Annotated in this window: 24 protein-coding genes and 1 pseudogene; 5 read left to right on the top strand and 20 right to left on the bottom strand. The window is 63.0% G+C overall.

Annotated features, from left to right (window positions below; genetic code table 11):
* The first annotated feature begins 2 nt into the window (after positions 1 to 2).
* Genes drmA through drmC form a run of 3 tightly spaced genes read left to right on the top strand, consistent with a single transcriptional unit; the run spans position 3 to position 6,647 of the window.
* The gene (gene drmA / locus NFX52_RS03670) at positions 3 to 4,022 is read left to right on the top strand and encodes a DISARM system helicase DrmA (protein ID WP_252635416.1); all 4,020 of its coding nucleotides are present in this window, start codon (positions 3 to 5) and stop codon (positions 4,020 to 4,022) included.
* Between the two features lie 2 nt (positions 4,023 to 4,024).
* Positions 4,025 to 5,884 (top strand): DUF1998 domain-containing protein, encoded by a 1,860-nt coding sequence (gene drmB, locus NFX52_RS03675; protein WP_252635417.1) that lies wholly within the window; start codon positions 4,025 to 4,027, stop codon positions 5,882 to 5,884.
* A gap of 1 nt (position 5,885) precedes the next feature.
* Positions 5,886 to 6,647 (top strand): DISARM system phospholipase D-like protein DrmC, encoded by a 762-nt coding sequence (gene drmC / locus NFX52_RS03680; RefSeq protein ID WP_252635419.1) that lies wholly within the window; start codon positions 5,886 to 5,888, stop codon positions 6,645 to 6,647.
* 25 nt (positions 6,648 to 6,672) lie between these two features.
* Here the strand turns inward: drmC and NFX52_RS03685 are convergent.
* The 6 genes and pseudogenes from NFX52_RS03685 to NFX52_RS03710 form a co-directional block, all read right to left on the bottom strand.
* Positions 6,673 to 6,918, bottom strand: a pseudogene (locus tag NFX52_RS03685) (TIGR03747 family integrating conjugative element membrane protein); the annotation flags it as partial.
* Between the two features lie 30 nt (positions 6,919 to 6,948).
* On the bottom strand, positions 6,949 to 7,425 hold the full coding sequence (locus NFX52_RS03690; RefSeq protein ID WP_252635421.1) for a Mov34/MPN/PAD-1 family protein: 477 nt from the start codon (positions 7,423 to 7,425) through the stop codon (positions 6,949 to 6,951).
* Positions 7,413 to 9,044, bottom strand: a complete 1,632-nt coding sequence (locus NFX52_RS03695; protein ID WP_252635422.1) for a ThiF family adenylyltransferase — start codon at positions 9,042 to 9,044, stop codon at positions 7,413 to 7,415. Before NFX52_RS03695 ends, NFX52_RS03690 begins: the two co-directional genes overlap by 13 nt.
* Positions 9,041 to 10,183, bottom strand: coding sequence for a CBASS cGAMP synthase (locus NFX52_RS03700; RefSeq protein ID WP_252635424.1), 1,143 nt, complete (start codon positions 10,181 to 10,183; stop codon positions 9,041 to 9,043). Before NFX52_RS03700 ends, NFX52_RS03695 begins: the two co-directional genes overlap by 4 nt.
* Positions 10,177 to 11,178, bottom strand: coding sequence for a CBASS cGAMP-activated phospholipase (locus NFX52_RS03705; RefSeq protein WP_252635426.1), 1,002 nt, complete (start codon positions 11,176 to 11,178; stop codon positions 10,177 to 10,179). Before NFX52_RS03705 ends, NFX52_RS03700 begins: the two co-directional genes overlap by 7 nt.
* A 6-nt stretch (positions 11,179 to 11,184) precedes the next feature.
* Positions 11,185 to 11,409: a DUF2188 domain-containing protein gene (locus tag NFX52_RS03710; protein ID WP_023093135.1), complete on the bottom strand. Its 225-nt coding sequence runs from the start codon at positions 11,407 to 11,409 to the stop codon at positions 11,185 to 11,187.
* Positions 11,410 to 11,696: 287 nt separating this feature from the next.
* Here NFX52_RS03710 and NFX52_RS03715 point away from each other — a divergent pair, with 287 nt between their 5' ends.
* Both NFX52_RS03715 and NFX52_RS03720 read left to right on the top strand, forming a co-directional pair.
* Positions 11,697 to 12,083, top strand: a complete 387-nt coding sequence (locus tag NFX52_RS03715) for a helix-turn-helix domain-containing protein (RefSeq protein WP_252635428.1) — start codon at positions 11,697 to 11,699, stop codon at positions 12,081 to 12,083.
* 2 nt (positions 12,084 to 12,085) lie between these two features.
* Positions 12,086 to 12,955 (top strand): ImmA/IrrE family metallo-endopeptidase, encoded by an 870-nt coding sequence (locus NFX52_RS03720; RefSeq protein WP_252635429.1) that lies wholly within the window; start codon positions 12,086 to 12,088, stop codon positions 12,953 to 12,955.
* A gap of 135 nt (positions 12,956 to 13,090) precedes the next feature.
* Here the strand turns inward: NFX52_RS03720 and NFX52_RS03725 are convergent, their stop codons facing one another.
* From NFX52_RS03725 to NFX52_RS03795, 14 genes are all read right to left on the bottom strand, one after another.
* The gene (locus tag NFX52_RS03725; protein WP_252635430.1) at positions 13,091 to 13,840 is read right to left on the bottom strand and encodes a TIGR03747 family integrating conjugative element membrane protein; all 750 of its coding nucleotides are present in this window, start codon (positions 13,838 to 13,840) and stop codon (positions 13,091 to 13,093) included.
* Positions 13,837 to 16,008 (bottom strand): type IV conjugative transfer system coupling protein TraD, encoded by a 2,172-nt coding sequence (gene traD / locus NFX52_RS03730; protein ID WP_252635431.1) that lies wholly within the window; start codon positions 16,006 to 16,008, stop codon positions 13,837 to 13,839. The genes NFX52_RS03725 and traD overlap by 4 nt, the downstream gene beginning before the upstream one ends.
* Positions 16,009 to 16,012: 4 nt before the next feature.
* Positions 16,013 to 16,546, bottom strand: a complete 534-nt coding sequence (locus tag NFX52_RS03735; RefSeq protein ID WP_252635432.1) for an integrating conjugative element protein — start codon at positions 16,544 to 16,546, stop codon at positions 16,013 to 16,015.
* Positions 16,543 to 17,142: a lysozyme family protein gene (locus NFX52_RS03740; protein WP_252635434.1), complete on the bottom strand. Its 600-nt coding sequence runs from the start codon at positions 17,140 to 17,142 to the stop codon at positions 16,543 to 16,545. Before NFX52_RS03740 ends, NFX52_RS03735 begins: the two co-directional genes overlap by 4 nt.
* On the bottom strand, positions 17,127 to 17,846 hold the full coding sequence (locus tag NFX52_RS03745) for a TIGR03759 family integrating conjugative element protein (protein WP_252635435.1): 720 nt from the start codon (positions 17,844 to 17,846) through the stop codon (positions 17,127 to 17,129). The genes NFX52_RS03740 and NFX52_RS03745 overlap by 16 nt, the downstream gene beginning before the upstream one ends.
* Before the next feature lie 9 nt (positions 17,847 to 17,855).
* Entirely contained in the window at positions 17,856 to 18,503 is a 648-nt protein-coding gene (locus NFX52_RS03750) for a hypothetical protein (RefSeq protein WP_252635436.1), read from the bottom strand.
* The gene (gene pilL2, locus NFX52_RS03755; RefSeq protein WP_252635437.1) at positions 18,500 to 19,048 is read right to left on the bottom strand and encodes a PFGI-1 class ICE element type IV pilus protein PilL2; all 549 of its coding nucleotides are present in this window, start codon (positions 19,046 to 19,048) and stop codon (positions 18,500 to 18,502) included. The genes NFX52_RS03750 and pilL2 overlap by 4 nt, the downstream gene beginning before the upstream one ends.
* A gap of 248 nt (positions 19,049 to 19,296) precedes the next feature.
* Positions 19,297 to 19,575, bottom strand: coding sequence for a hypothetical protein (locus NFX52_RS03765; RefSeq protein ID WP_252635487.1), 279 nt, complete (start codon positions 19,573 to 19,575; stop codon positions 19,297 to 19,299).
* Positions 19,576 to 19,595: 20 nt separating this feature from the next.
* Complete coding sequence (locus tag NFX52_RS03770) at positions 19,596 to 20,222, bottom strand: RDD family protein (protein ID WP_252635438.1); 627 nt, start codon at positions 20,220 to 20,222, stop codon at positions 19,596 to 19,598.
* Positions 20,223 to 20,240: 18 nt separating this feature from the next.
* Positions 20,241 to 20,888 carry a hypothetical protein gene (locus NFX52_RS03775; RefSeq protein ID WP_252635440.1) on the bottom strand — a complete coding sequence of 216 codons (648 nt, stop codon included), beginning with the start codon at positions 20,886 to 20,888 and terminating at the stop codon, positions 20,241 to 20,243.
* Positions 20,889 to 20,890: 2 nt separating this feature from the next.
* The gene (locus NFX52_RS03780) at positions 20,891 to 21,940 is read right to left on the bottom strand and encodes a hypothetical protein (RefSeq protein WP_252635441.1); all 1,050 of its coding nucleotides are present in this window, start codon (positions 21,938 to 21,940) and stop codon (positions 20,891 to 20,893) included.
* 17 nt (positions 21,941 to 21,957) lie between these two features.
* Positions 21,958 to 22,413 (bottom strand): hypothetical protein, encoded by a 456-nt coding sequence (locus NFX52_RS03785; RefSeq protein ID WP_435301287.1) that lies wholly within the window; start codon positions 22,411 to 22,413, stop codon positions 21,958 to 21,960.
* A gap of 42 nt (positions 22,414 to 22,455) precedes the next feature.
* Complete coding sequence (locus NFX52_RS03790; protein ID WP_252635442.1) at positions 22,456 to 23,100, bottom strand: hypothetical protein; 645 nt, start codon at positions 23,098 to 23,100, stop codon at positions 22,456 to 22,458.
* A gap of 30 nt (positions 23,101 to 23,130) precedes the next feature.
* On the bottom strand, positions 23,131 to 25,155 hold the full coding sequence (locus tag NFX52_RS03795) for a hypothetical protein (RefSeq protein ID WP_252635443.1): 2,025 nt from the start codon (positions 25,153 to 25,155) through the stop codon (positions 23,131 to 23,133).
* Between the last annotated feature and the right edge of the window lie 21 nt (positions 25,156 to 25,176).

Consider the following 25,176-nt stretch of genomic DNA (forward strand, 5'->3'; position numbering starts at 1 on the left):
GTATGACGAAAACATCCAACGCATGGATCGCCATTGATCATGGCCTCGGCACCGACCACAGGCTCCAGCCCTACGTCCTGGTTCTGAAGGGTGAGCGTTCTCTCTATCGAAGTATCGAAGAAGACGACTGGGTCCTGGTCCTGAACCCCACTGGCGGCATCACCCGTGTCGGGCGTGTGCTGCGGGTTCGTTCGAACCTCGACACCACCACGCTCTATTTCGACCGAGTGCTGTCGGCCACAGAACCGGTTTCGATCGGCGTCACTTCGCTCACTCTGCCGTCGTCGGGAAGCATCGGTCGCGTCCAGTGGATCGATTTCGTCGAAGCACTGCCCAAGGCACTGCATAAGACCATTGCCGAAGTTCCGACGGTCGGCTCTGACGCCCGTTCAACCCAGCATCAGCAGGAGCTCGCCTACATCCGCGAACTGCTGCAACTGGCGGTGATGGACGATCTGCTCGGCCCTGCTGGCGGCCCTCACGAACGCATCGTCGATATGGGCGTGCGCGATCGCTACCTGGTCGGCAAGCTCGCCCCGCGTGAGGCGGCACAGGGTGGCATCGAGGGGCTCGAAGGGCCGCTGGCGAATGACGAGGCCGAGGAGCCTACCGACCCCAAGGCACCTGGTCAGCATGAACCCGGTGCGGAATTCGGCACGGCGACAGGCCGAGTCGAGCCCGAGTCCGACGCCACCGATGAGATCGACGCCGCCAGCAATCAGTCGCTGGTGCCGAGCAGTCTGGGCATGACCTTTTGCGTGGATGGCGATGCCGAGCGGATCGAGATAGAGGTGCGCTGGGGTCGCTATGAGCGCAGTGACGAGCACGAAATCTTTCGCACCCGCAAGAACAGAGAAACCGGCGCCGAGGAGCAGACCAAGGCTAAGGTTTGGCAACGCATTCCCTGCGGCGGCAAGCTGGTGCTGCCGCTAACCGAAGGCGTGATCCCCCATCAGGCGCCGGACAAGACCTATCCCGAAGTGCGGGTGCAGGGCTCCGTGAGGGCCAAGAACGCGAATGGCGATCGCTTGGTGACGCTGTTCCTGGTCAACGCACAGGAGGAGCCCGACACCAACCGTGATACAGCCTGGGTGTTCCAGCCGGAGCTGATCGTGCGTTCGGAAGCGGAAGCGCCCAAGCGCGCGATCTTCCGCCGCCGGCCCGTGCTGGATGCCGACGGCATGGACCCGGAGCGCGAGTCGCTGGAGATGATCTACCGCAACCGGGTAGAGTTCGCGGTGGGGCACGGCGTCGCCGTCCATGCCGAAGCGGCGGATGACGTGACGCTGGCCACCGAGGTGCGCATCACCGTCATGCCGCAGTACGAGGTGCAGGTCACCGAGACACCGGGGCTGGACCCCGCCGACCGGCCGGCGATGAAGGAAATGGTGAGCAGTGGCCTGCTCGACATGCAGCGCCTCGCCACACTGGACATCGATCCGCTGGTCGACGCCCTCAACCTGTTGACCAAGGATTACGCCGCGTGGATCAATGAGCAGCGTGCTCGGGTCGGCATCGACGTGCTTGGCTACGACGCGCAGTCGCAACAGGCAATGGATCGATGCCAGGAGATCCACACTCGCCTGCAGCAGGGTATCGATACGCTGAAGAGCGACGCGAATGCCCTGGCGGCCTTCCGTTTCGCTAACCGGGCAATGGCCACGCAGCGCGTGCGTAGCCAATACGCCCTCGAAATCCGGCGCGGCAAGGATGTCACCGTCGAGCAGTTCGACGTGCTGAAGAACCGCAGCTGGCGCCCGTTCCAGTTGGCGTTCCTGCTGCTGTCGATCCCTTCGCTGGCCGAACCGACGCACCCGGACCGCGTACAACCGGTCGAAGCCTATGCCGACCTGTTGTGGTTCCCCACCGGCGGCGGCAAGACCGAGGCCTACTTGGGTGTGGCCGCCTTCACCATGGCCATTCGGCGCATGCAGGGCAACCTGGGCGGGTACGACGGCTCGCGTGGTCTGGCCGTGATCATGCGTTACACCCTACGCCTGCTTACGCTGCAACAGTTCCAACGTGCCACCGCGCTGATATGCGCGATGGAAGTGCTGCGACGCGAGGCGCTGGCCAAGGGCGACGAGTCACTCGGCACCGAGCCCTTCACCATCGGCCTGTGGGTGGGCAATAAGGTGACGCCGGGCGCGACCGAGGACAGCCATCGTGCCATCGAGGACATCCGCAACCCCGGCAAGTACAACGCCGGGGCGGCGTCTCCCGCTCAACTGACCAGTTGCCCCTGGTGTGGCTCGGAAGTCGCCCCTGGGCGCGACGTCGAGGTCGACAAGGGGCGTGGGCGCACCTTCGTCTACTGTGGCGACAAGAGGGGCCGTTGCGACTTCTCGAAGGGCAAGTCCAGCAAGCTCCCTCACGCGGGTATTCCGGTGCTGGTCGTAGACGAGGAGATCTACCACCGCCCCCCGACCATGATGATCGCCACGGTGGACAAGTTCGCCATGATGGCGTGGCGGGGCCAGGTGCGCACGCTGTTCGGTCGGGTGGGCCAGGAATGCGAGCGGCACGGCCTGCTATGGCAGGGCGCGGACTGCAATGGCAATCATCAGGCAGGCAAGGGTCTTGCTGCCTCCAAGGTCAAGAACATCAGCCCGATTCGCCCGCCTGATCTGATCATTCAGGATGAGTTCCACCTGATCAGCGGACCGCTTGGAACCATGGTCGGCTTGTACGAGACGGCCGTGGATGAGCTTTGCGGCTGGAAACTTGGCGAGCATACGGTCAAGCCGAAGATCATCGCGTCGACCGCCACGGTGCGAAAGGCCCGCGAGCAGGTGAACAACGTCTTCATGCGGCGCGTGTCGGTGTTCCCCCCGCATGGGCTGGACGTAGAGGACAACTACTTTTCAGTCCAGCGATCGATCGAGGACAAACCGGGTCGGCGGTACCTCGGGGTCTGCTCCCCGGGTAGTTCGCGACCTGCGATGTTGATTCGGGTCTACACGGCCTTCCTGACCGCCGCGCAAGGGTTGTTCGATCGCTTCGGCGAGCCAGCAGACCCGTACATGACCATGGTCGGCTACTTCAACTCGCTGCGTGAGCTGGGCGGAATGAAGCGCTTGGCCGAGGACGACGTGCAGACGCGTTCCTACCGGGTGCAGATGAGCATGGTCGAGCGGCCAGCATTGGCACAACGCAGCGTCAGCAATATTCGCGAGTTGACGTCTCGAGTCTCCAGCCAGGACATCCCGAAGTACCTCGATCAGTTGGAGGTGAAGTTCAAGTCCGAGTTCGACGTTGCCGCCGGCAAGTACGTGACCAAGTGGCAGGATGGCGACACCCGGGCAATCGACGTAGTGTTGGCGACCAACATGCTGTCGGTGGGTGTCGACGTCAATCGACTGGGGCTGATGGCAGTCAATGGCCAACCCAAGGGCACGGCCGAGTACATCCAGGCCACCAGTCGTGTGGGCCGTTCCTTCCCCGGCTTGGTGTGCACCGTGCTCACGTGGGCGAGACCACGCGACCTCTCGCACTACGAAACCTTCGAGCACTACCACGCCACCTTCTACAAACACGTCGAAGCGCAATCGGTAACGCCTTTCTCGCCGCGCGCGATGGATCGTGGGCTGACAGGCTCGTTGCTCAGCCTGATGCGCCTCGATAACGATGCGTTCAGCCCCAACGAGGGTGCAGGCAAGTTGGACAAATCTGACCAGACCGAGATCACCGATGCTATCGATGTGCTGGTCAAGCGCGCCTGGAACGTCAGCGAGCTGTCCAGTACCAAGAGCCTGGCCAAACAGGAACTCAAGGAGCGCGCAGACGAGTGGGCTAAGGAAGTGGGCAAAGGCGGCCGTATCCTGGCCTATGAGAAGCGCGGTCCCGAGAAGGACAAGACCGTTGCATTGATCAGGTCACCGGGCATCCAAGCCTGGGACAACTGGACCGTGCCCATGTCGATGCGTGAGGTGGAGCCTGGCGTGCGCTTGATCATGAACACCAGCCACATCACGGACGACCACGATTGGAAGCCTCGTCCCGCGACGAAGGATGAGGATTGAACATGATCATCAATGACAAAACTCCAGTCGGAGAAGTACGACCCAGCCAGCTGCTCTGGACCTACGGCCCCGGGGCGTTGATCGATCTACCGAGCCTGTCAGTTGTGACGCTTGGCATCGACCGTTGGGAAAAGGACCGTTGCCAGCCGATCCAGGAAGCCAGACTGCTGGCCGCCGTCCGGAAGGTACTGGGAGCACAGGTCGAAAACCTGCGGATGCCGCCATTCCAGAAAAGCGAGCTCGTCGACGTCTGGTCGGCAGAGGCGAACATCGGCGTTCCCGTCCGGCCATTCCCGCGCTGGATGCGCTGCGTGAAATGCGGCCTGCTATCCCCCTTCGATGCCGGACTGTTCGAGATCAAGGAGAACCGTTTCAGGCCCGAGCGAACTCGGTTCGTCCACAAGGGCTGCCGAGGTTCAAAGGGCGATCAACCCGCGAAGGATGCCGATGCGGTGCCGGCGCGCTTCCTGCTAGCCTGCCGCGATGGTCACCTCGACGACTTCCCTTGGCACTACTTCGTCCACGGCGGCAACAGTTCATGCAAGGGCACGCTGCGCTTCTTCGAGAGCGGCGCCTCGCTGCAAACCGAAAACCTGTGGGTGAAGTGTGATGCGTGTGGGGCATCGAGAAGCATGGCCCACGCCTTCGGCAAGGCGGGGAAAGAGAATCTACCCGCCTGCCGTGGACGCCACCCGCACCTTGATCACTTCGACCATGAATGCGACGAGGAGGCGCGTGCCGTTTTGCTGGGCGCCACGAATAGCTGGTTCCCGATCACGCTCTCGGCGCTCGCGATTCCCCAGAGCAAGGACCCGCTCAGTCAGCTGGTTCAAGATGGCTGGGAGTTCTTCGAAGAGCTGGAATCCGAAGCCGAAGTGTCGTTGACGGTGAAGACCTTGAAGAAGACCGGCGCGCTGCCAGGGATCGACAAATATCCCGCGGCGTCGATCTGGTCAGCCATCGAGGTGCACCGCACCGGTGGCGGACAGGAGGTCGTGGGTGAAGCCGATATCAAGGGTCCAGAGTGGGACGTGCTGACGGAGGCCGATCCGCCCACGGACTACCCGCATTTCATGAGCAAGAAGGTCGGCACGCCGCCGGCCTTTGCAAAGCACATCAGCAGAGTGTTGCTCCTGGAGCGACTGCGCGAGGTCAATGCCTTGCTGGGCTTCACTCGGGTGGAGGCGCCCGAAGAAACGGGTGACCCGAACGAGCGGCCGCAGATGGCCAACCTCTCGCGAAGCAAGCCGGATTGGGTTCCCGCGAACCAAGTCCATGGCGAGGGCATCTTCATCCAGTTCGACGAACAGGCGCTCGTGGTGTGGGAGGCGCTACTGGCGGTGAATAAGGTCGATCAGATGCTCCGAGGTGGCCACAGGGGGTGGCGCAACTCACGTCATCTCGACCCGGATGAGGGCTACCCCGGCATTCGCTACGCCATGCTTCATACGCTCTCACACCTGCTGATCCGTGAGCTGGCGCTGGAGTGCGGCTACAACGCCGCGAGTATCCGCGAACGGATCTATGCCGACACTTCAGGCGATAGTCCGCAGGCCGGCATCCTCATCTACACCGCAGCAGCCGACTCTGATGGAACACTGGGCGGCCTCGTCGATCTCGGCAAACCGGAGAACCTCGGGCGCCTGCTGGAACAGGCCTTGAACCGTTCGAAGATCTGCTCATCCGACCCGCTTTGCTCCGAGCACGATCCCGAGAAAGATCGCTCACTTCATGCTGCGGCTTGCCACGCTTGTAGCTTGGTGGCCGAGACCTCCTGCGAGCGCGGCAATCGCTACCTGGATCGGTCATTGTTGGTTCCGACCCTGGAACGCATCGACGCGGCTTTCTTCAAGGGCTTGTGACATGGAAAAGCTCTTGGACGCCGTCGCAGCCGTGGTCTGTCTGGTCTCTCCAGAGAAGGTCCAGGCCATAGCTAGCCGGATTCGTCGGACCGATGCCAGCAAAACAGCCGGTGCGCTGTCGGGCGTGGTCAGCACCCCCGTTGCTGCTGAGGTTGTGGATCAGCTCATCGATGCTTGGCGAGCCAGTGAGGTCGGCGCCGATGAGCTTGCATCGATGCTGCTCGCCGCCGGCCATGTTTTCACCAAGGCTACGAATCAACAATCCACCGAACTCGTGTGGACGGGACCGACGACACCCTTCGTCTCGGCTCGACGAACCGAGCAGGCGCTACTGCAGGTCATCAACGCCGCTGAGCAGACCCTGTTCATCACCAGCTTCGTGGCCTATAACGTCTCGACCATCGTCAAGGCGCTGAATGCGGCAAGTTCCCGCGGAGTGGTCATCTCCATGCTGCTCGAGTTGTCTCAGGACCACGGCGGCAGCATCACCTTCGATGCGATAGGCAAGATGAGAACGCTGGTCCCCGCCGCACGACTCTACGCCTGGCGTGATAAGGCCGACCTATTTTCCGACGGGCGCGTCCACGCCAAAGTCGCCGTAGCCGACGGCAGGATGTGTTTCATCACCAGCGCGAACCTTACCGGGCACGCGATGGACAGGAACATGGAGGCCGGGCTACTGATCTCCAGGGGGCATATTCCCCCAACGCTGGATGAGCATCTGCGCGCGTTGGTCTCCATGAGGATCGTATCCCCGGTATGACACGATTGCGATGCCCTCGGGTGATTCACAGATACTTCTTAAAGCTCCCCGCCGCAATATCCATCGCCACCCCAAGCAGCACGGCGCTGGGCAGCAGGATCAGCAGCGGGTTCACGCTGACCGGCAGTGCCAGGTAAGTCACCCACGGCAGCACGGCCAGCGGGATCAGGCTGGCCTTGGCGCGGTGATAGATGAACCCCGACTCGCGTCCCGCGCCGAAGCGGCGGACGTCCCGGCGTACCAAGCCGTCCACCAGCCCGACGAAGGTGGCACGCTGGGACGACATTGGTTTGTTGTGTCGCTATTCCACAGGGAAAAATACTGATCCTTGGCCTGAACTTGGCACCAACTCAATATACAGGGCATTTCGGCCAACAATGACAGCGAGCGTTGGTCGCTTATCCCGACGCTTGGCCGTCAGATGCTTCCATTCCGATCTATCGAGGCCAGACGGGTTGGGGATGCCTTCCGGATGGGTGTGCCATTCGCCCAAATAGCGGATGGTTCCCTGGCTCGCCGTCCATCGAGCCAGTGCAATGGCTTCGTGGCCGAATGGCATTCTCTCGAACAGGTAGCGAAACCGTTTGTCCCATTCCGTAGGAACCGTTGCCTGCTCAATGAGCATGTGAGTTCCATGGACAGAGCCGAGTAGCAGCCCGCCAGCTTCGCAGTCAGAATCACTGGCCTGAACATGCTGGTAGAAGGTCTCCAGCGTGGTCTTCGAGAAATGCAGCAGCGTTCTGTTGTCGTCGGCCGCCCAAGAACTCATGAACTGCATAAGGGACATTCCCGATCCCGCAGCGGATCGCAATCGGGTGTGGCAAGCTGCTGGGAGCTGTCGATCAACCTGGTACGCAACGCGGGGGAATAGACGCCGTTGACCCAATCAAGGGTCATCTCAGCGCCCAGGCTGGCAGCGTGCACCGACACCGAAGCGGGGAATGGCACGTACAAGCCCTCGCATCCATGCCCCGCCAAAATGGCAGGAAGAGGATCAATGGTAGAACGGAGTTCGCCCCTTCTGTTGCTATGCCAAAGACATCGATAGCACGCATCAGATGCGTTCGTCCTCAGGAGCGCACGGACAGCCGTTCCCGGCCCCTCGATCCAGACCGAAAGCATGGGCGTCGGAGGCGGATAGTGGCTGCACAGCCAATGCCCGAGGGATTCTTCCCCGGTGGCATCTACAAGCAGGTCCAGCTCTCCCAATTCGGCCTGCCTGACATCCACGGGCAGCGCGCGAATCTCGGCGCCTGGCGCCAAGCGCTTGAGTTCCTTCGCCATAGCCTCGGCTTTGTTCGACAGCAAGTCTGGGAATCCCAGGCGATGGCGCCCGATGTTTTGCGGGAGAAGGCAATCGAAATCCACCAACGTGAGTTTTCCGCCGCATGTCCCCGCCCCAGCCTTGACAAGCATATCCGACAGATAGCCGCCAATCGTGCCGCATCCAACGACGGTGATGTTCTTCCCTGCAAGCGTCTTTGACTTCGGCATGTTCCGCTGGGCAAGATACCGATCGTCAATTCTGACCACAGAGATGGGCATCACCTTCAACCCAAAGCTCGAATCCCTGCGATCTACGAGCTTGCCCTTTTGGACAGGACGTTGGCGGTCATAGAGAACCGCAAAGCCATAGGTCATCAGCGGAGACTCGATGACGATCAGAACTCCGTTGGCCTTCTTCCTTTCCCCTTCCTTGATACGCTCGTGAATCTTGCGCCGGCACCGGGGGTCAAGGGTGCTTTGCCACGCCAAGATATCCCCAACTGTTTCAGGAGGCCAATGGCTGGTCAAAGGGCGGGGTTGAGCACCAGTCTTTACCCGGTAAGTCAGCACCGTTCTATCGGTGACTTGGTAGCCGAGCGACTTCAGCTTCTCAGTTGTTCGATCTTCGTTGTCGGTGATGAACCACAAAGGGCACCCATTGGCCTGCGCGACTATGCAGTTCTGTCGGCCTAGATCCTCGCCCTGCATGTCCACGAAACAATGCCAGCCGTGCCAATAGGCGAAGAACTCTTCCGCGAGGTCTTCGATCATCTCCCCCTGCATGATCTGCCCGAACACGACGGCCGCGCGTTGCAGGCACGCTAGCGACTGTCCGACAGGATCGTAGATGTCCAGAACGACGGTGCCCTTGGCGAGATAGCAAAGCCCGCCATCCGCGCCAAGATGAGGAACCGCTGCGGGCAGCTCAGGAGGGATTTCCAGCAGCCGGATGCGAGGCAAGTCGAAGAACGTGGGGTCGAGCTGGACTTCGCACGGACAACCCTTCTCCGCTTGGGGCGGGATCAAACGCCCGTGCAGCCTGAACCAGCCGTCATCCGTCTTGCCAACAAACTCGAAGCCTCGCTGCTTGAATGCCTCGATCACGTCTGCGACTGCTGCGGTGCTGCTCATCCAGCCTTCGTTCGCCCGATAAGTTCGCTAGGACCAGCAGCGGCGGGAGCCGCGGCAATGGTGGCGGCAACGGACACCACCTTGACCCGATCCGGCTCGTTCGGAAAGCGCGGGCCGAACTCGCCTCGCATCCAGATGCAGGCCTGTGAAGGACTGCCAGCGCCGGTTGCTCCGCGCAGCACCTTCTCAAATTCTTCGAAGGCGTTTGCCGCTTCTTCGAGACCCGCCTGACCAAGTCGCTCTGTGAGCGACTCGGACTCATCCACGGGGTTGTTCACTCCCGCACGCAACCGGGCCGGCAGTGCAGCGACAACATCCACCAAGGCGAGGTCGTCGCGCCGGTCGCGCTTCTCAAAGAGCGGAGCTGCGGCAGCCATCAACAGGATCGAGGCGGGTCCTCCGCTGGACCACCTCCAATCGCGGAAGGCTTTCAGGTAACGAACCACACGCCGGAACTGCTCCCCCTTGGCTTCCACCTCGCCCAGGAACCATTCCTTGACGGGCCTAGGGTCGGAGGGCATCCAGTTGCATTCCCGGTGGGCGAGGAGCACCTTTTCGCGAGGCAATGCCGTCCAAGCATCCCGCTCCGCTTTGATCACGGCGTCCATCAGCGAGTCATACCCAAAGCGCCTCATAGAGGCCTCTGCCAGATTGACAAATTCCTGATCGGGGATCGCGTACAGCGGGATGTCAATGTGTGCATAGCTGGCAATGACGATGCGGATGCACGTTGGCTTGTCGGTGACAAGCCTCCACCTCTTTTCCTCGACCAGCGGCTTCAAGGCTTCTTCCGCAGCGGCAAAGAACACCGTCGCCGCAGTGCTGGGACGCCTCGTCTGCGAGACGAAACTCATTGGGAGATAGCAGCCATCATCGACATCCGCCTGCTGAGGGCGTTGTGCCGGTGAGTTCAGGGTCTTGTATGCCCATGACCCTTGCGTGAAGAAGCGCGGCTGCGGCACGTCTTCCGTGTATCCGCTTGCCCGCAGCACGCGAGGGATGCCTGAGCGCAGGCAGTCCCTGACATCAGTGCGTGCACTGGCGATCCATTCGCGTTGCTCAGACGTCAGATCCAGCTCGTCATGCATGCAGGATTCGTCATCAACGGTGGTGAAGAAAAGCGGGCTCAGGTTCAGCATGCGGCCTCCGGAACATTCTTGTTGGGGCCGTGATAGAAGATGGGAGCGCCGGCCTGGTGCGCTCGAAACGGTTGGAAAAGAGGATCGCCGAGCGCACGCTGCGCCGCGTGGTTGCCGCGATCCTTGAGCGTATTCGTGGCGCCAATGGAAACCCGATCCAGCGACTTCACGTCCTTGCTTTGATCCGGCGTCGCCTTGTCGTCGATCTGGAAGTAGTTGTTCCCCAGCGCCTGCCGCAGCATGTAGTCCACCGACGACTCCTGGGCGGAGATCACGAGGTCGAAGAGCCCGCCGCGCCACTTGCCGAATCCGCGGTCAAGGCTGGCGCCGCCGCGAACGGTCGCACCGATGGTCATCGTGCCGATGGCGAGGACCCGAACCAGCGCATCCTGTTTCGGCGCCAGGAACGTCTTGACTTCGTGCAACCCGAACAGGCCCGGGGCGTTGCCCACCAGCCCCCCGTCCGCGAAGACACCACGGTCGTTGCGCGCCAGAGGAAAGTAGACGGGCGCAGCGGCGGTTGCCAACGCGACATCGACGATCTTCATGCGGTGATCCAACTCGAAGGAAGGATGGTGAGGCGTCTTGAAGAACTGCCCACGTCCCGTCGAGTAGTTGACTGCCGGCACAAGAACACGATGCTTCAGGTCGCCGATCGTGGTCCCTTGGAAGCGCTCGGTCAGCACCTCTTTCAATCCCGCTGAGTCATGCTTTGCGGTCAACCAGAATCCCAGAAGCTGGCGTGGAAGGCTGCGGTAACCAAAGATGCGGCTGCCCTGTTCTTCAAACAGTGCCTTGAGTTCGTGGGCCGGAATTTCCGCAGCCAGCCCCAAAGCCAGCATCCCTCCTGCCGATGTGCCGCAAATCAGATCAAAGTGCGAAGCGATAGGACGGCCCAGCACGGTTTCGAGTTCGGCGAGAACCGTGGCGGTGTACAGGCCGCGATAACCGCCCCCTGACAGGGCGAGCACGTGGTAGGTAGGGATGTTCGTCATGGCACTTCAGCCCTTCGGCGGGAAGGAGTCGTTGCCGTGGCTGTCCTTGTCACGAATACGGCCATCCGGACGATGGATGACGAGTTCGGACTGCTGGTTGCGCGCGATATCCCTCGCTGCGTCAATGGCCTGTTGCTGCGTGTCGTGCACGGAGGTCGCCCGCTGATTGCCGGCTCCCTTGACGGCCCAACCATCCTGATGAGGAACAACATGCTGATTCTTGCCTGCCATGATGGCTCTCCTACAGTGGAACTATCGAAGTCCCAGCCGCTCGGCTGGGTTGTCAACGGCCGCCCGCTGTAGCACAATTCGTTGCTCATGCAGACAACAGGAAGGCCGAGCCAATCCAACCTGGAGCAGGCGTAAAACCCACATCTGTTGTCTGGCTGGACAACAATGTATCAGAGCACGTGCGCCGGCGCAACTGGCGTGCGGCGTGCGCCTTTGAACATCAACCGGATGTGGAGGGGCAACAGAGGGCTTGGCCCTTCTTCCCGCAACCGCAAGGATCAGAACTCATGCCGCAAACAGGCCTAGGCGTCGCCCTCAAGACGCTACGCGAACGCAGAACCCTTTCCCTGCGTGAGATCGGCCAGCTATCGTCAGTTGATCATGCTTATGTCCACCGCCTCGAAACAGGCGAGAAGACAAACCCATCCCAAGACTTGGTCGAGAAGCTGTTGAAGGTTCTCAAGCCGGGAGAAAGAGATGCCGCACTCGTGATGTGGCTGGTTGACCACGCAGACGCTGATCCCAGCCTTGTTGAGTTCGTGCTACAAGATCCCTCGATCAGCATCGATATTTTTTCGGCCGCGGCTGGAGTCAGGCATCGGGGAAATGCAAGGCCTGACCCCGCGACGCTCATCGCCCGAATCAAAAAGGCCTTCGACGACGAGGACGACTGAACATGGACGAGGCGGATGTCAGGCAAAGAGCGCGCGCGTTTGTCGCGAGAGTCGATGCTTCGAACATCCGGGAAGACCTGTCTCCGTACGTGATTGCGGCTAACGCCAAGGTCAAGAAGGATGAGCTTGGCGAGGGGGAGTCTGGCTATACCGTTACCAAGCCGAACGGGAAGCACATCATCACTGTGAATTCGCTGGAGACTGACGAGCGCCAGCGCTTCACTGTCTGCCACGAAATAGCTCATATCGTGCTCGGCTTGGAATCAAGCCACGACGAGGTGCCGTCATGGTCCTATGCAAAGCGACATCCGAACGAGATCGCCTGCGACACGTTTGCCGCTGAGCTGCTGATGCCCTATCAGCAATGGCTCTCCGCTGTTCCCAAGGAAGAACCCTCCCTGGAACTCATCCAACACATGGCCGACTTGTTCGGCACATCATTCCCTGCGGCGGCGTCAAGGTTCGCCAGTCTCAGCGATATGCCGTGCGCATTCGTCACCATGGAGCGCGGTGCGGTGCGGTATGCCGCACGCTCCACGGCCCTGCGGCAAGCAGGGGCCTGGATACCTCCCAGGTCGGTAATTCCAGCAGGCTCCGTGGCTCACCGAATCCGCTCTTCAGGGAATAGCGCTACTGAGACGGGGGAAGTTGCACAGGACGTCTGGTTCGACAACTGGGAAAAGTGCCTTGACCTCTGGGAGCTTTCAAGGCACTACCTGCGCACCGATACCACCATCTCCTTGCTATGGTTCGACAGTGACGATTTGCCGGAGGTGGAGGTAAACCGGTTCGGCGCGCGTGTCGAAGACGATGGAGGCTTGGCTGAACTGACGGGAGAACTGCCATGGCCGGGGCGAAGCAGGCGCCGCTGAAAAGCAATCACGGCCACGACCGCAAGGAGGTTTCTCTTGTACGCCATAGCAGATTGTGCCGATGGGTATTGAGATTCCTCATTCCTCCATGCAGGGTACCCACGGAGTCCGAGATGGAGAATCTATCGCGCGCTCTTACAGGTACTTCTTGAACGTCGCCGCCGCGATGCACACGGCCACGCCGAGCAGTGCGGCGCTGGGCAGCAGGATCAGCAGCGGGTTCACGCTGACCGGCAGTGCCAGGTAAGTTACCCACGGCAGCACGGCCAGCGGGATCAGGCTGGCCCTGGCGCGGTGATAGATGAAACCCGATTCGCGGCCCGCGCCGAAGCGGCGGATGTCCCGGCGCACCAGGCCGTCCACCAGCCCGACGAAGGCAGCCATCAGGAACAGCGGCAGGGTCAGGCACAGCACCAGCAGCCGCACGAGGAAGACCAGCGTCGTGTAGGCCGCCGCGATCAGGTAGCTCTCCACGTTCACGTAGACCAGGCCGATGTAGTAGCGGAAATCCTTGGTCGGGCGGTGGCTGCCGGCGCTGGCCTGCGCCGAGGCGTCGCGTATCCAGTCCAGCAGACCGCTCTTCACGAACAGCCAGTCGTAGCCCTGCTCGACCAGCCGGTGCGCGGTGCGCCCCGGCTCCTGCACCAGCGCGCTGCGCGTGAAATGCGTGGAGAGCTGATCCAGCTCGTAGTGCAGCATGCCCTGCGCGTGGCGCCAGCCCTGATCGGGCCAGAAGAAGTGCATGCCGACGCATTCGATCAGGATGCACAGCAGCAGCGCGCCGCACAGCACGCCGAAGAAGCGGAACGGCAACGTGACCAGGCCGGCGATCAGCCCCTGCTGTCGTTGCTGCTGGCGCTGTGCCGCGACGACCGGGTCGCTCATGCTTCCACTCCGTCAGCGGCGGTCACCATCTGCTTGAAGTCGTCCAGCAGGTCGGCGGGCAATGCGCCGTCCTGCAGGCCCTGCAGGCCCTGCAGGCCCTGGTTCTCCCACCAGTCGCCGGCCTCGACGTAGTGCTGGCGCATGTAGCCGGCCAGCTGCTGCAGATCCTGGGGCATGGCCTCGTCGGGGTCGGGGGCCGGCAAGGGCATGCGCACCTTCCAGAGCGTGCCGCCCTCGATCAGCGCGAAGCACTGCCCCTTGGGCAAGGCCACCACATTTGCGGGCTCGATCAGCGGCACGCTGGTCGTGCTGATGCGGTCCTGGGTGCTGGACGTGAAGGCGGTGTTGCCGAGCGGATCGGAGCTGTCGGTGGCGCCGCTCATGATCGCGGTGGCGTGGACATCGACCTTGGGCAGTTGCCGCGTCAGCAGTTCTGCGGTGGCGGTCTCGCGCACGCGCAGAATGAACAGGTTGTTGAAGTTGCCGATCACCTGGCCTGCCTTGGCGCGGTTACCAATGCGCGCCTCGATGTCCGAGAGTGTCTGCGTGTAGGCCGTCACCTGCACGCCCGCGCCGCCGCCCTTGTTGACCATCGGGATGAACTCGTCGCCCATCAGTTCGTTGAACTCGTCCGCGTGGACGTTGATGGGCACCTTCACGCCGGCCGACGCACCCGGCAGGCCGTCGTCGATGCCGAATTTGTAGATGTGCCCCGCGACGGAAACGAGATCGGAGAACATGGAGTTGCCAACCGCTGCGGCCACTTCGGCATCGGACAACGCATCCAGCCCCACGTAGACCACCGCGCGTTTGCGGATGATTTGCATCCAGTCGAAGATCGGCCGCGGGTCGGACAGGTCCGAATAGTTCGGTGCGAGCAGTTGCGCGATCTTGCCGGTGGTCAGCTTCTCCAGCAGCGGCAGGAGGCTGGCGACGATCTTGTCGAAGTAGGTCCGGTCGTAACGCACAGCCGACCGCAGGCCGTCGAGCACCGGGTCGTAGACGCGCACCTGCGACAGGTACTGCTCCAGCGCCACGACGCGCTTCTCGCGCCCGATCATGTTGCGCGGGATGTTCTTGTCGTTGAGCCTGGCTTCGAGCTGGACGATGATCTCCCAGGCCTTCGGCTCGTTCTTGGCGAAGTAGTGCTGGGCGTACTCGATGAACAGCGCGTCGATGTTGATGACGTGGCGCTGGATCAGCAGGTAGTCGGGCCGCTGCCCCAGCTCCACCAGGGCGCGGGCGATGATGTTGACGAAGCGCCAGGCAAACTCCCGGAAAGCCGCCGAATTGCCCTCGCCCGAGAGCTGGCCCGCGATGCGGGTGGCGACCTCGGAGATGCGGCCGAAGCGGCCTACCGCGTTGTAGCGCGCGCTGATGTCCGGCCAGCCCAGGTGGAAGACGTAGAACTCGCCTTCGCGCCCGGCGCGCTTGGCCTCCACGTACATGCGCTTGAGCAGGTCGGCGTCGCCCTTGGGGTCGAAAACGATCACCACGTCGTACTCGCCTGCCGCATTGCGGCGGCGGATGTCCTGCGTGATGAACAGCTCGGCCAGCCGCGTCTTGCCCACGCGCGTGGTGCCGAGCACCAGCGAGTGGCCCACGCGCTCGCCCAGCGGCAGCGTCACGTCGGTCTCGTGGGGTTCGATGCCGTGCAGCCGTGGCTGTCCGCCCACCGGTGGCAGCGGCCGGGCCGGGTTGAAGGGGCTGTCCCAGGCCAGGACCCGCGCGAGCTTCGATAGTGGAAACGGCGCGAACTCCAGCCGCTCCTCCATCCGCCGCGCCGCGCGATAGATCGCGGTCGGCTCCACGAAGCGGCGGAACTCCGGACGGTAGGTCTGCATCAACCGGTGCGTGTGCCGCTGCTCCCACTTGAAGCCCCGGCCAATGAACAGGCGCTGCTGGCTCACCGGCACGTTGCGGCTGGTCATTACATAGCGCGGCAGGCGGCGGATGTTGCGCCGGTAGCGCAGGATCACCCAGGCGTCATGCAGGCGGATGGCGCCGAAGGTCAGGAAGGCCAGTGCCGTTCCCAGGCCCAGCAGCGGATTCAGCGCGAGCGACCACGGTGCCACCAGGCACAGAAGCGCGGCGCCGGCGCAGACCGCCACGGTGTAAAGCTCCACCGCGGGACGGAGCAGAACTTCCACCGCATGCGGCTGCGCCATCGTCTCACTGCTCGATGCCGGTGGCGGTGATGAGCACCGGGTAGTGGCGCAGGCCCAGGCGCTGGGCCAGGTCGTCGCCCGAGGCCGGCGCGAGGGTCAGGCCGGGCGCCAGGCGGCGCAGCTCGACCAGCGCCGCCGTCGACTCCACGTTGACCACCAAGCCCACGGCGCCCAGCTCCCGCAGCGCGGCGTGGCGCTGCCGCAGCCAGGCGCGCGAGCGTGCGTCGTCGCCGACCAGGAACAGCGGCGTCAGGCCCGGCGCGCGGATCACGCGGCGCGGCACGTCACCCGGCGACAGGTTCGCCGAGCGCACTGGCAGCATCGCGGCTTCGGCCTCGGCCGAGTTGCCCACGCGCGGGCGTGGCAGCGGGGCTGGCCGCGCGGTGTCGTCCGGCTGCGGATTCAAGGGCTGGTAGTACGGCAAGGCGGACGCGCCGCCACGGTCCTCGACCACGATCAGCGGCGCAGAGGCGGTTTGGGCGAAGACGGTGGTCGCGGACAGCAGCCCGATGGCGGCGATGAGGACGATGTGGTTCATGGCGTGGTGGCCTGGAAGGTTGTAACGGGAACGACGGGGTCGAGCACGCGGGTCAGGTGCCGATGCACGCTGCGCCGGTAGCGCGCTGCGGGGGCGCCCCCGGCCGGGCGGTGGTAGCGGCCGATGGCGAGCAGCCAGTCCTCGCCCGGCGTGTGCTGCTCGCGCAGGATTTCCGCAGCGATGGCGAGGTTGCGATACGGGTCCAGCAGCTCGCAGGGCTGCGCATAGCGCTGCGTGTGGTAGCCGAGATTGACCTGGCCGAGCCCGGCGTCGATGCGGGTGGCGGACGTGCGCTTGAGTGCCTGGCGCAGTCCCGCGCAGGCCTCGGCGCGGGTGGCATAGCGGTACGGCTTGCCGGCGACGTTGAGCGTCCACGGCCAGGGCACCAGGCGCCCGCGCAGCTGGGTGCCGCTCTCCTGCAGGGCCACGGCGTACAGCACCGCCGCCGGCACGTCCGCACGCTGGGCCGCCAGTTGATAGGCCGGCGGCGGGACTTCGCGCGGCGGCGTGGCAAAGGCCGAGGCGCCGGTGGCGAGCAGCGCGGCGCAGGCGCCCCACAGGGCGCGGCGGCGTTGAGTGGCTACTGGCGCTGCCATTGCCCGTTCACCTCGCGCACCACGGCCGGCAGTTCACCGGGCAGGCCGAGCGACAGCCAGCGCCCGGCGTCGTGGTTGAGCGTGATGGTGCGGGCGCGCACCCGGGCCGGGTCGATGCCCGCCTGGGTGGCCCACTGGCGGATGCGCGCATCGTCCTGGCGGCTGCCGACCATGTAGAGATCGAAGGCGGTGCCCGCGCCCTGCAGCTGCTGCACGCGCTGCGCGCAGGAAGCGCAGTCGGCCTTGACGAAGACGGCGAGCCGGCCGGAACCGGTGTTGCCGGCGGCCGGCGTCTTTGCGCCGGGCAGGTTCACGCGCTGCTGGCCGGGCACGAGACGCTGCCAGGCTGCGTCATAGGCGCGCTGGTAGGCGAGCAGCTTCTCGACGCGCCGGGCCTCCATCCGTACCTGCAGCTCCGCGTAGCGCCTGCGTTCCTCGTCACTGCGGGCCTCGATGCCCAGGGCCGTGAGCGGGTCGATCTGGGGGGAATGCACGCCGAGCGGCCCCTGCATCAATTGTCGGAAGCGTGCCCACTCCTCGGGTTGCAGACCCCAGTCCCGCGCCTGGCGCTCGTCGAGCGCCGCATCGGTGTTGGGCTGCACCTGGCTGGGCACCACGCGGGCATTCGTTACCGGAGCCGGCTGTGCGGATGCGCCCATGGCGGTGAACAGCAGAACGGCTGCGAGCATCGGCCGCAGAGTCATGGTGGCCCCCTACGGCACGGCAAGGCGCTGCACCTGGCCGTCCACGCGGAACACGGCGGCGCGAGCCTCGATGGATTGCAGGTGCCAGCCGCCCTCGGCATCGCCCTCGCGCAGCAGCCGGGCGCCCGCGAGCGAGGGCGCGGCGGTAGAGGTGATCGACAGAAAGCGTTCGCCTCCCCGCAACTCCACGCCGAGCACCCGGAACGGCGGCTCCGGCATCTTGGGTTTCGTCGCAACCGGAGCGCGCGGGCGAGCGGCGGATGCCACCTGCCGGGTCTTCTCCAGGCGGGTTTCGATTCCGTTCACACGCGCCTGCAGCGTCTGCAGGTCGACGGCCAGGGCCCCCGCCTCCTCGGCCTCTTCGAGGCGCGTCATCCGTTCGTCCAGCGCCTGCTGCGCGGTGGCGAAATCGGCCTGGCTGATCGGCGCCGGCCGGCGCTTGTCCGCATCGATCTGTTGTTCGAGATCGGCCACACGCAGGCCCAGCGCCTTGACCTGCGCATCCTGTGCGCTGCTCTGGGTCTGTTCGGCGAGCCGCGACAGGCCGACGCTGTTGATGAGTGCCACGGCACTGATGAGCAGCAGCCCGAAGGCTGCAGCGATCTTGAGCCAGCGCGTGCGGGAATTGCGCTCGGATGGCGCTTGGGGAAAGGTCATGGCTGCAGCTCCTCGGGCCGGTCTGCGTCCGGCACGGGTGTGGCGGTGCCTGGCGGGTTGGCGGAAAGGAAGGTGGGAGCACCGTGCCGGCTGAAGCAGACCTGGCGGGTCAAGTCATCGACCGACAGCTCCCAGGCGGGGCCGGCAAGGGTCAGCAAGGCATCGCGCAGCATCAGCGGGCCCAGGCGCAGGTGTGCGACGGGCAGCGGCAGCGCGTAGAGCGTGGCGGCCTCGGCCGCATCGCAGAGCCGATAGCCGGAGCGCAGCAACACGTGGCGCATGGCATCGCCCACGCTGGCATCGAGCATGGGCGGAATCGAGACCTCCACCGCCTGCTGCAACAGATCACGCTGCGCAGGTTCCGGCACCAGCTCGACCAGGGTGTAGCGGCCGTAGCGGGCCACGGGCACCAGTCGCTGCTCCGAAGCTGGCTCGGCGGGCGGCGCTTCTATGTGGTCAGGGGTGGCCGGTGTCGTCGTGCAGCCGGACAGCAGGCCGCTGAGCACAGCGAAGATGCAGAGAAAACGAGGCAGAGACGGCAGCATGTGGCACCCCACGGTGACGGGATGCCTTCACCATTGCAGAACCTTGCTGCGCGGGATGCCGAAAATCCGAAACGCGCGGCGCCCCCTTTCCCAAAGGAGGGGCACATATCAATCAGCCAGCGTGACTGGCTCGCTGCTGGGCAGGAACTGCAACAACGGGCCTATGGCGGCTGGAAAGTGCTGCCGGGGCTGGTAGCTCGGCGGGAGGCAGGGCAACGCTCTTTCTCACATAGACGGGAAGACAGGTGTCATCGAATCATCGCCAAGAGGCCAATGGCGACAACGACGCCAATGACGCTTGAAACAGCGACAGCTCCCCATGTTCCCAGCTTCGGCTTGAGCCAGTAGTAGCAGCCAAAGGTGACCAGCCCACCGACGAGTCCGAACACCTTGACGATGATGACCGCAACAATGGACGGCCACAGCCAGTCCCATGAGCCGGACTTCCTTTCGGGCGTGGTCGCTGGTGCTGTTGCGGGAGCAGGCGTCGGCGGCTGCGACGGCACGTTCGGGTCTTCGTATGCCATTCGTTCCTCCTTGTTGGCTATCACTTTCCTGCCGCGTTCAATGCGCTCATCAGAATCAGCACGGCGAAGACGGCGGCGGTACACACAAGCGCGCGAAACACTCCCCACTTCGTGTGGAGCACCACTGCGCTAGCGGATGTATCCCACAGCGTCGTGCCGGTTTTCGTGAGCCGCCGATACGCGAACAGTTGCGTGAACAGTGCGACGAATGGAATGCCGAACCCAACGCCCTGAACAAAGACCAGAAATGAGCGGTTCAGCGCATCTGAAAAGGACAGCAAGTCGCCGCCCGGATGCGCGACCCGGATGCCAAACAGCCACTTCGCCGGGGTGGTTCCGAACAACGAGAGCAGCAATGCCTCGGCAGGCAGCCAAATCAGATACAGCACCACACTGGCGATGATCGGGTTCTCTATAGCCTTTGCGAAACCCGCTGCCTGTTCGGGCATCGTCGCGCTGAAAGCAAATATCAGAAGCAGGAACAGCACGAGCCCCGCAGTGCAGATGTCAACCGTGCGCGCAAACAATCGCCTCCACGGGTGATGCTCTCCGCCAAGAAAGGTCTTGCTTTGATCGACGGGTGCGTTTGATTGTTGGGCGACGTCGCCGGGTGCTGGCGACGGTGCGTTGGGATCTTCGTAGGCCATGGGCTGCTCCTGTTCTTCTTATCGGATCACGATGCTGCTCTTCAATCGGTTGTGCGCTGCTGACGCTTGCGGATCGCGTTCGATGTACGAAAGCGTGATCAGGGCTTTCTCCGCGCCCAGCGGCACATGGTATTGAGTCACCCTCATGGTTTCCGCTGGATTGGCCGTGGAGGTGCGTCCGTAGCTGATGATCAAAGCGGTTTGACCGCCAATGGGTTCGACAGCAAAACGCGGACGCCCAACTTCCTTCACGCCGTTCTTGGCCAAGCCCGCCCACATCGTCGGCGACTCCTCTCGCCAGACATCCGCCAAGTCCTGGAGCACCTGCTGCTTGTTGGCCTGAACCTCCTGCCGGACATCCGTTTGGGTGAGCGGAGGCTCCATAGGAATGAACGACACCCTGACCATCGTTCGTGACGGCGCTGGGTAGGACTGCGCGGCAAGCGAGGCAGTGTGCTGAGTTGGAATCCCGACAAGCTTCTCTCCAAGCTCTTTGACGCGCTTCCGTTGCTCCGCATCGCTGATTGTCCAGTCGCTCGGAATTTCGAGTTGAACTCGCCCCTTGACGTTGAGCTTGGTGTACCCCGCCGTCTGCGCGACGACCGGCAGGGCGACCGCAGCAAGCCAGCAGAGGCACAGGTTGGTGAGTATTGTTCTTGCATTCATCGTCAGTTCTCGGTGAGGAGGCTGTTCAGCAGTTCCTGCTGGACAGCTTGCAACTGGCCACGGCTCTGCGGTGATCCGGTTCCTTCATAAACGTTGACCGACAGAGGGAGAGAGTTCAGGAGCGTGATCCCGCTGATCCCGGAAATCGGTCGGCTGGTTTCCCCAACGCTCATGTTCATGCGCATGGAAAAATAGACCGCGTTCCCGTCCCGCCCAATCGGCTCGAACTTCATGTCAGACAGGTTGATGTCGCTGTTCTCGAACGACGCCTTCAGCCGTCGATTGAGTTCGGCGGCGTTCACCCGTGGACTCGACTTGGAAAGGCCGGAAAGGAATGCCTCACGCGGCATCTCGATTCGCTGGAAATTCCCCTTCGGGCCGATAAGCTGGATTTGCAGCCAGTGATCCAGCATTTCCCTGCGCCCCTTCCGGTAGTCCTCCAGTTCGGAGCAACGGACTGCCGCATGTACGAGGCGGGAGCCTTCGCCGAGGGAACGTTGTGCCAAGTTCATCAGCTCCACTTCGCGCGCGGACTTGCCCGGCGTGCAGTAGCCGCCCGGATTCGAGAACGCGATTTGCTGGCCGAGCACGTTCACCGATTCCGTGGCCGCGCTTCGCTGGATGATTGCCTCTTGGGCAGGCTGCTGCCTCGGCGTGGCTGGCGCGGCAGTTGGTGGTGGGTAGGCGGGGGCAGCCGTGGTGGGTGCTTGCGCAACCGGGGCCGTCGTCGAATGGGTGGGCTCGTTCTTGGTTGCGTTGACGAAGATGATGAGCAGAAGCCCGATTCCCAATCCGATGCCGACCATCCACTTGCCAGTGGTCACATCGGAAGAACTGCCGCTCTTTCCCTTGGGCGATTGAGGTGCGGTGGATGCGGCCGGGGCTTCCTCGGACTGCAACGGCGGAGGCTCTGGGGGTGGGGTGCTCGGCGGCCGGGCGGCTTCCGGCGCAGGTTTGCTGGCAGGACGGTTGTCTTCGACATCCGAGACGAGCGCCGAAAGGCCAGAGAAGCCTGTGGCGTTTCCTTTTTGTTTGTCGTCAGCAGCAGCCACGGCCCCTCATCTCCATCTCATAGCCGCAGCTTGGTGTAGACGGCTTCGACCATGCAGTCGTCGCCATCCTCAAATCGCAACTGTCCGAAGCCTGAAGGCGAAATCGTCAGGTAGGCCTCCTCGCCGAGCGCGAGGGACAGGCAACTCGATGTCTTGATGTACGAGTTCGTCCCGAAGACCTCATACCAGTCATCGTCCTCGTGACTGACCGTCACCACGTATTTCCCCGGCTCCTGCTTCGACAGGCCAAAGACCGCCTTCACATCGCACTTGTCCTTGCTGTCGAAGAAGATGACCTCGCCGCCATAGCCTGACGTCTTGAGGATGGCCTCCTCAGAGTAGGCGTAGACGTAGCAGTAGCGCGTCTGGATGAAGATGTCCTTGCCATCGATCTTGTAGACGTTGCTGCCCTTGCGGGTCAGGTTCACCTCGTAGTTGTCGGCCAGAGCAGGCGCTGCCAGAAGGCTCATCAATGTGGCGAGCGTCGCCAGAAGTGACTTCTTCATCGGCATCACCTATTGGGATTGAACGCTCGACAAGCGGCTCTTCACGAGGTCGAGCTTGGCCTTGTGGGCCAACGGCCTGTTGAAGACACGGTTCTGGATTTGGTCGGACACTTTGCTGATGGCGATGTACGCCATGCTCAGGCCCGACTCGCGCTCGGACGCCTTCTTCTCGACGAAGTCGTAGGGGAAGTTCTCGCAGAACTTGTGGAAGCCGGAGAACTGGGCGACATCCTTCGTGAACCGGAAGCCGTCCGGGGTGAGGCGCGAACGCCGGGGATGGTATAGATCGACGAACAGAATGAACCACTCTGCCCCGTTGAATGACACGGCCTCGAACACATCCACCGTGCCGATGGCACCGAGACGATGGAAGAGGATGCGCTGGCCTGACTGGGTTTCGAGTCTGGACAGATACGCCAGTTGGCCGATTGGCCCGTTGACCGGAATCGGATTCGTCTCGATGAAGCCAAACGGGCCGGTGCCGTTCGGGTCTTTGTCGTAGGCCGGAGCGGATTCCAGCATCGCCTTCATCGCCGGATGAACGAGTTCCATTTGAAACTTCTCGTCATCAAGGGTGCGGTGGATGTGCGCCAACGCCTCGCGCAGCGCCTTGTCTTCTTTGTTGCCTCCGAATAGGTTGGAAAGAAATCCCATAACGCTGCTCCGCTGAATTCTTGGACTAAATCACTGTAACAAATCGCTCAAGCGGCGCATTCCCGGCTTCTTGAAGGCCATGCGAATGGCCTGCTCCAGAATGTGGGTGTTCGCCCCGTGAATGTAGGAAATTCCGGCGTTGACCTTCTTGTCGTCCTTGGCTCCGATGCAGAACGAACCATCGGCGCTCCACACATGGACTTGACCCCATGAGCAGCGCACCTTCTCGTTGGAGCCCAGGAACTTGCGCCTCACGAGCGTGATGCCGTCGTCGTGAAGGAGCGCGTCGCCGAAGTGCAGGTCGCGCCCAGCTTTCAGGGCTTCGAGAATTTCGGCGAGTAGGCGCACGCAGACCGCACGCCAGAGCTTGTCAATGAACGTGGTGTAGATGTCTTGCTTCTTCAGGTCCACGACCGCTTCGGAGTTCCGGTTGCCGAACGCAATCGTGTAGGTCGTCCCCGTGGGGATGCCATTGACAGAATGGCTAACGCCACCCCAACGAACGCGCGTGATCGAGTCGAGCGGAAAGTTCTGGCCCTTCCACGAAACGCCGTCTGGGGAAATGCTCAAGGCATCCTTGAACATCACGCCAATCTCGGCGCGGTAAGTGATTTCGCGCGCCCACTCGTCTTTACGCGATGCCGCCTGCTTGCGTTGTTGGAAAATGTCCGCGAGCGCGTCCGCGTCCTCCTCGACGCGATCAGCGATTTCTGGAACCTCAGAAAAAAGTTCCTGAATCAACCCGGTCAGTCGCTTCGAATGAGCGAGCATGTCGTGCTTGTTGAACAGGTCGATGGCAAGGCCGCGAATTTCGTAGGCCAAGTCGCGGCTCGCTTCGTGGTCGATGCCGCGCGCTTTCGAACTCAGTTGAATGGGCTGGGCGATCTTGTCCCAATTACGCGCAACTGCATCGAGCTTGTCCACGTAGGGCTTGACGGCGGCTTCGCCGGAGCCAGCGTGGTCTCTGGCCGCCTTGATGAGCTTGTGGACGTTCTCCGCCTCCTTTTGCAGGATGCCGTGAGTCTCTACCTCGTAGCTGTCCACTAGGTCATCGATCAGTCCCGGCGCATGATCCTCGCCGCCAGAGGTCACGCCATCCACTGTTTCGGTCATCACTTGGATGAGCGTCATCGGCGGCAGCCTGTCGAGCGCATCCTTGATGGCACCACGGTAGTACCGCTTGCGCTCGGTCAGTTCGGCTTCGATCTGTTCGAGCGCACGCACTTCCGGAAAGCCGGACACGGCGCGATCTTCATTTATGTCGCGCAGCACCTCTTCCGGGGTCAGCTCCTCGGCGAGGTAGGCGGCCTCCATGATGAACCCGGCCAAGTCGTCCGCATCGTGCTCACCATCCACGGCTTCGAACGCGGCAGCCAGTAGATTCAGGTGGGCGAGCGTCGGCAGGCCTGATTCCTCTCGGATGGCCATCGGGTCGTTGAGCAGGTTCTCGACCAACTGGGTCGCCTTGCGCGGCGAGACGCCGGGAAGCCACGCGATCTCCGCGCTCAAACGGGTGCGCGGGTTGGTCAGGTCGGATCGCGCCTTCTGGCAAACGTCGTGATCCAGCTCCAGAGACTTCTCTTCCGCCAACTCGACGATGCGCTTGCGGTTGTCGCGGGTCGTCACGCCCAAGACCGCGAACGCCGACTGATGCAGCGCGGTTGTGGTGAGGCGAGGCTCCTGCTTGATCGGCGGTGGCGGCGGAGCGACCCGCTGCGGGGCTGCCGGAGGAACGGGCGGAGGCTGCCGTGTCGCTGTTGGGGTCGATGGGGCTGGCATGGGCGTTGCCGGTTGAGGTTGCGCACCGAGCATCGCCAGAAGTTGCGGGTCTTTCAGCGCATCGAGCGCCTGCACGAGTGCTTCGCGCGGGACGGATAGCTTCTTGCCGCTGCGCAACTCATGGCTGTACTGCGCAAGCTGATCTTTTGACGACAGGTGATCGGACAGGGCGAGCGAAACAGCATATTCGCTGTTCGCGCGCGGCGCAGCATTACAGCTCCGGCAGGCGACCAGTGCGCCGGATTTCGCGGAACCGCATTTGAAGCAGATTGCCATGCCCATATCTTTGCTCGCTCA

This window comes from Acidovorax facilis (assembly GCF_023913775.1).
GTDB lineage: Bacteria > Pseudomonadota > Gammaproteobacteria > Burkholderiales > Burkholderiaceae_C > Acidovorax > Acidovorax facilis.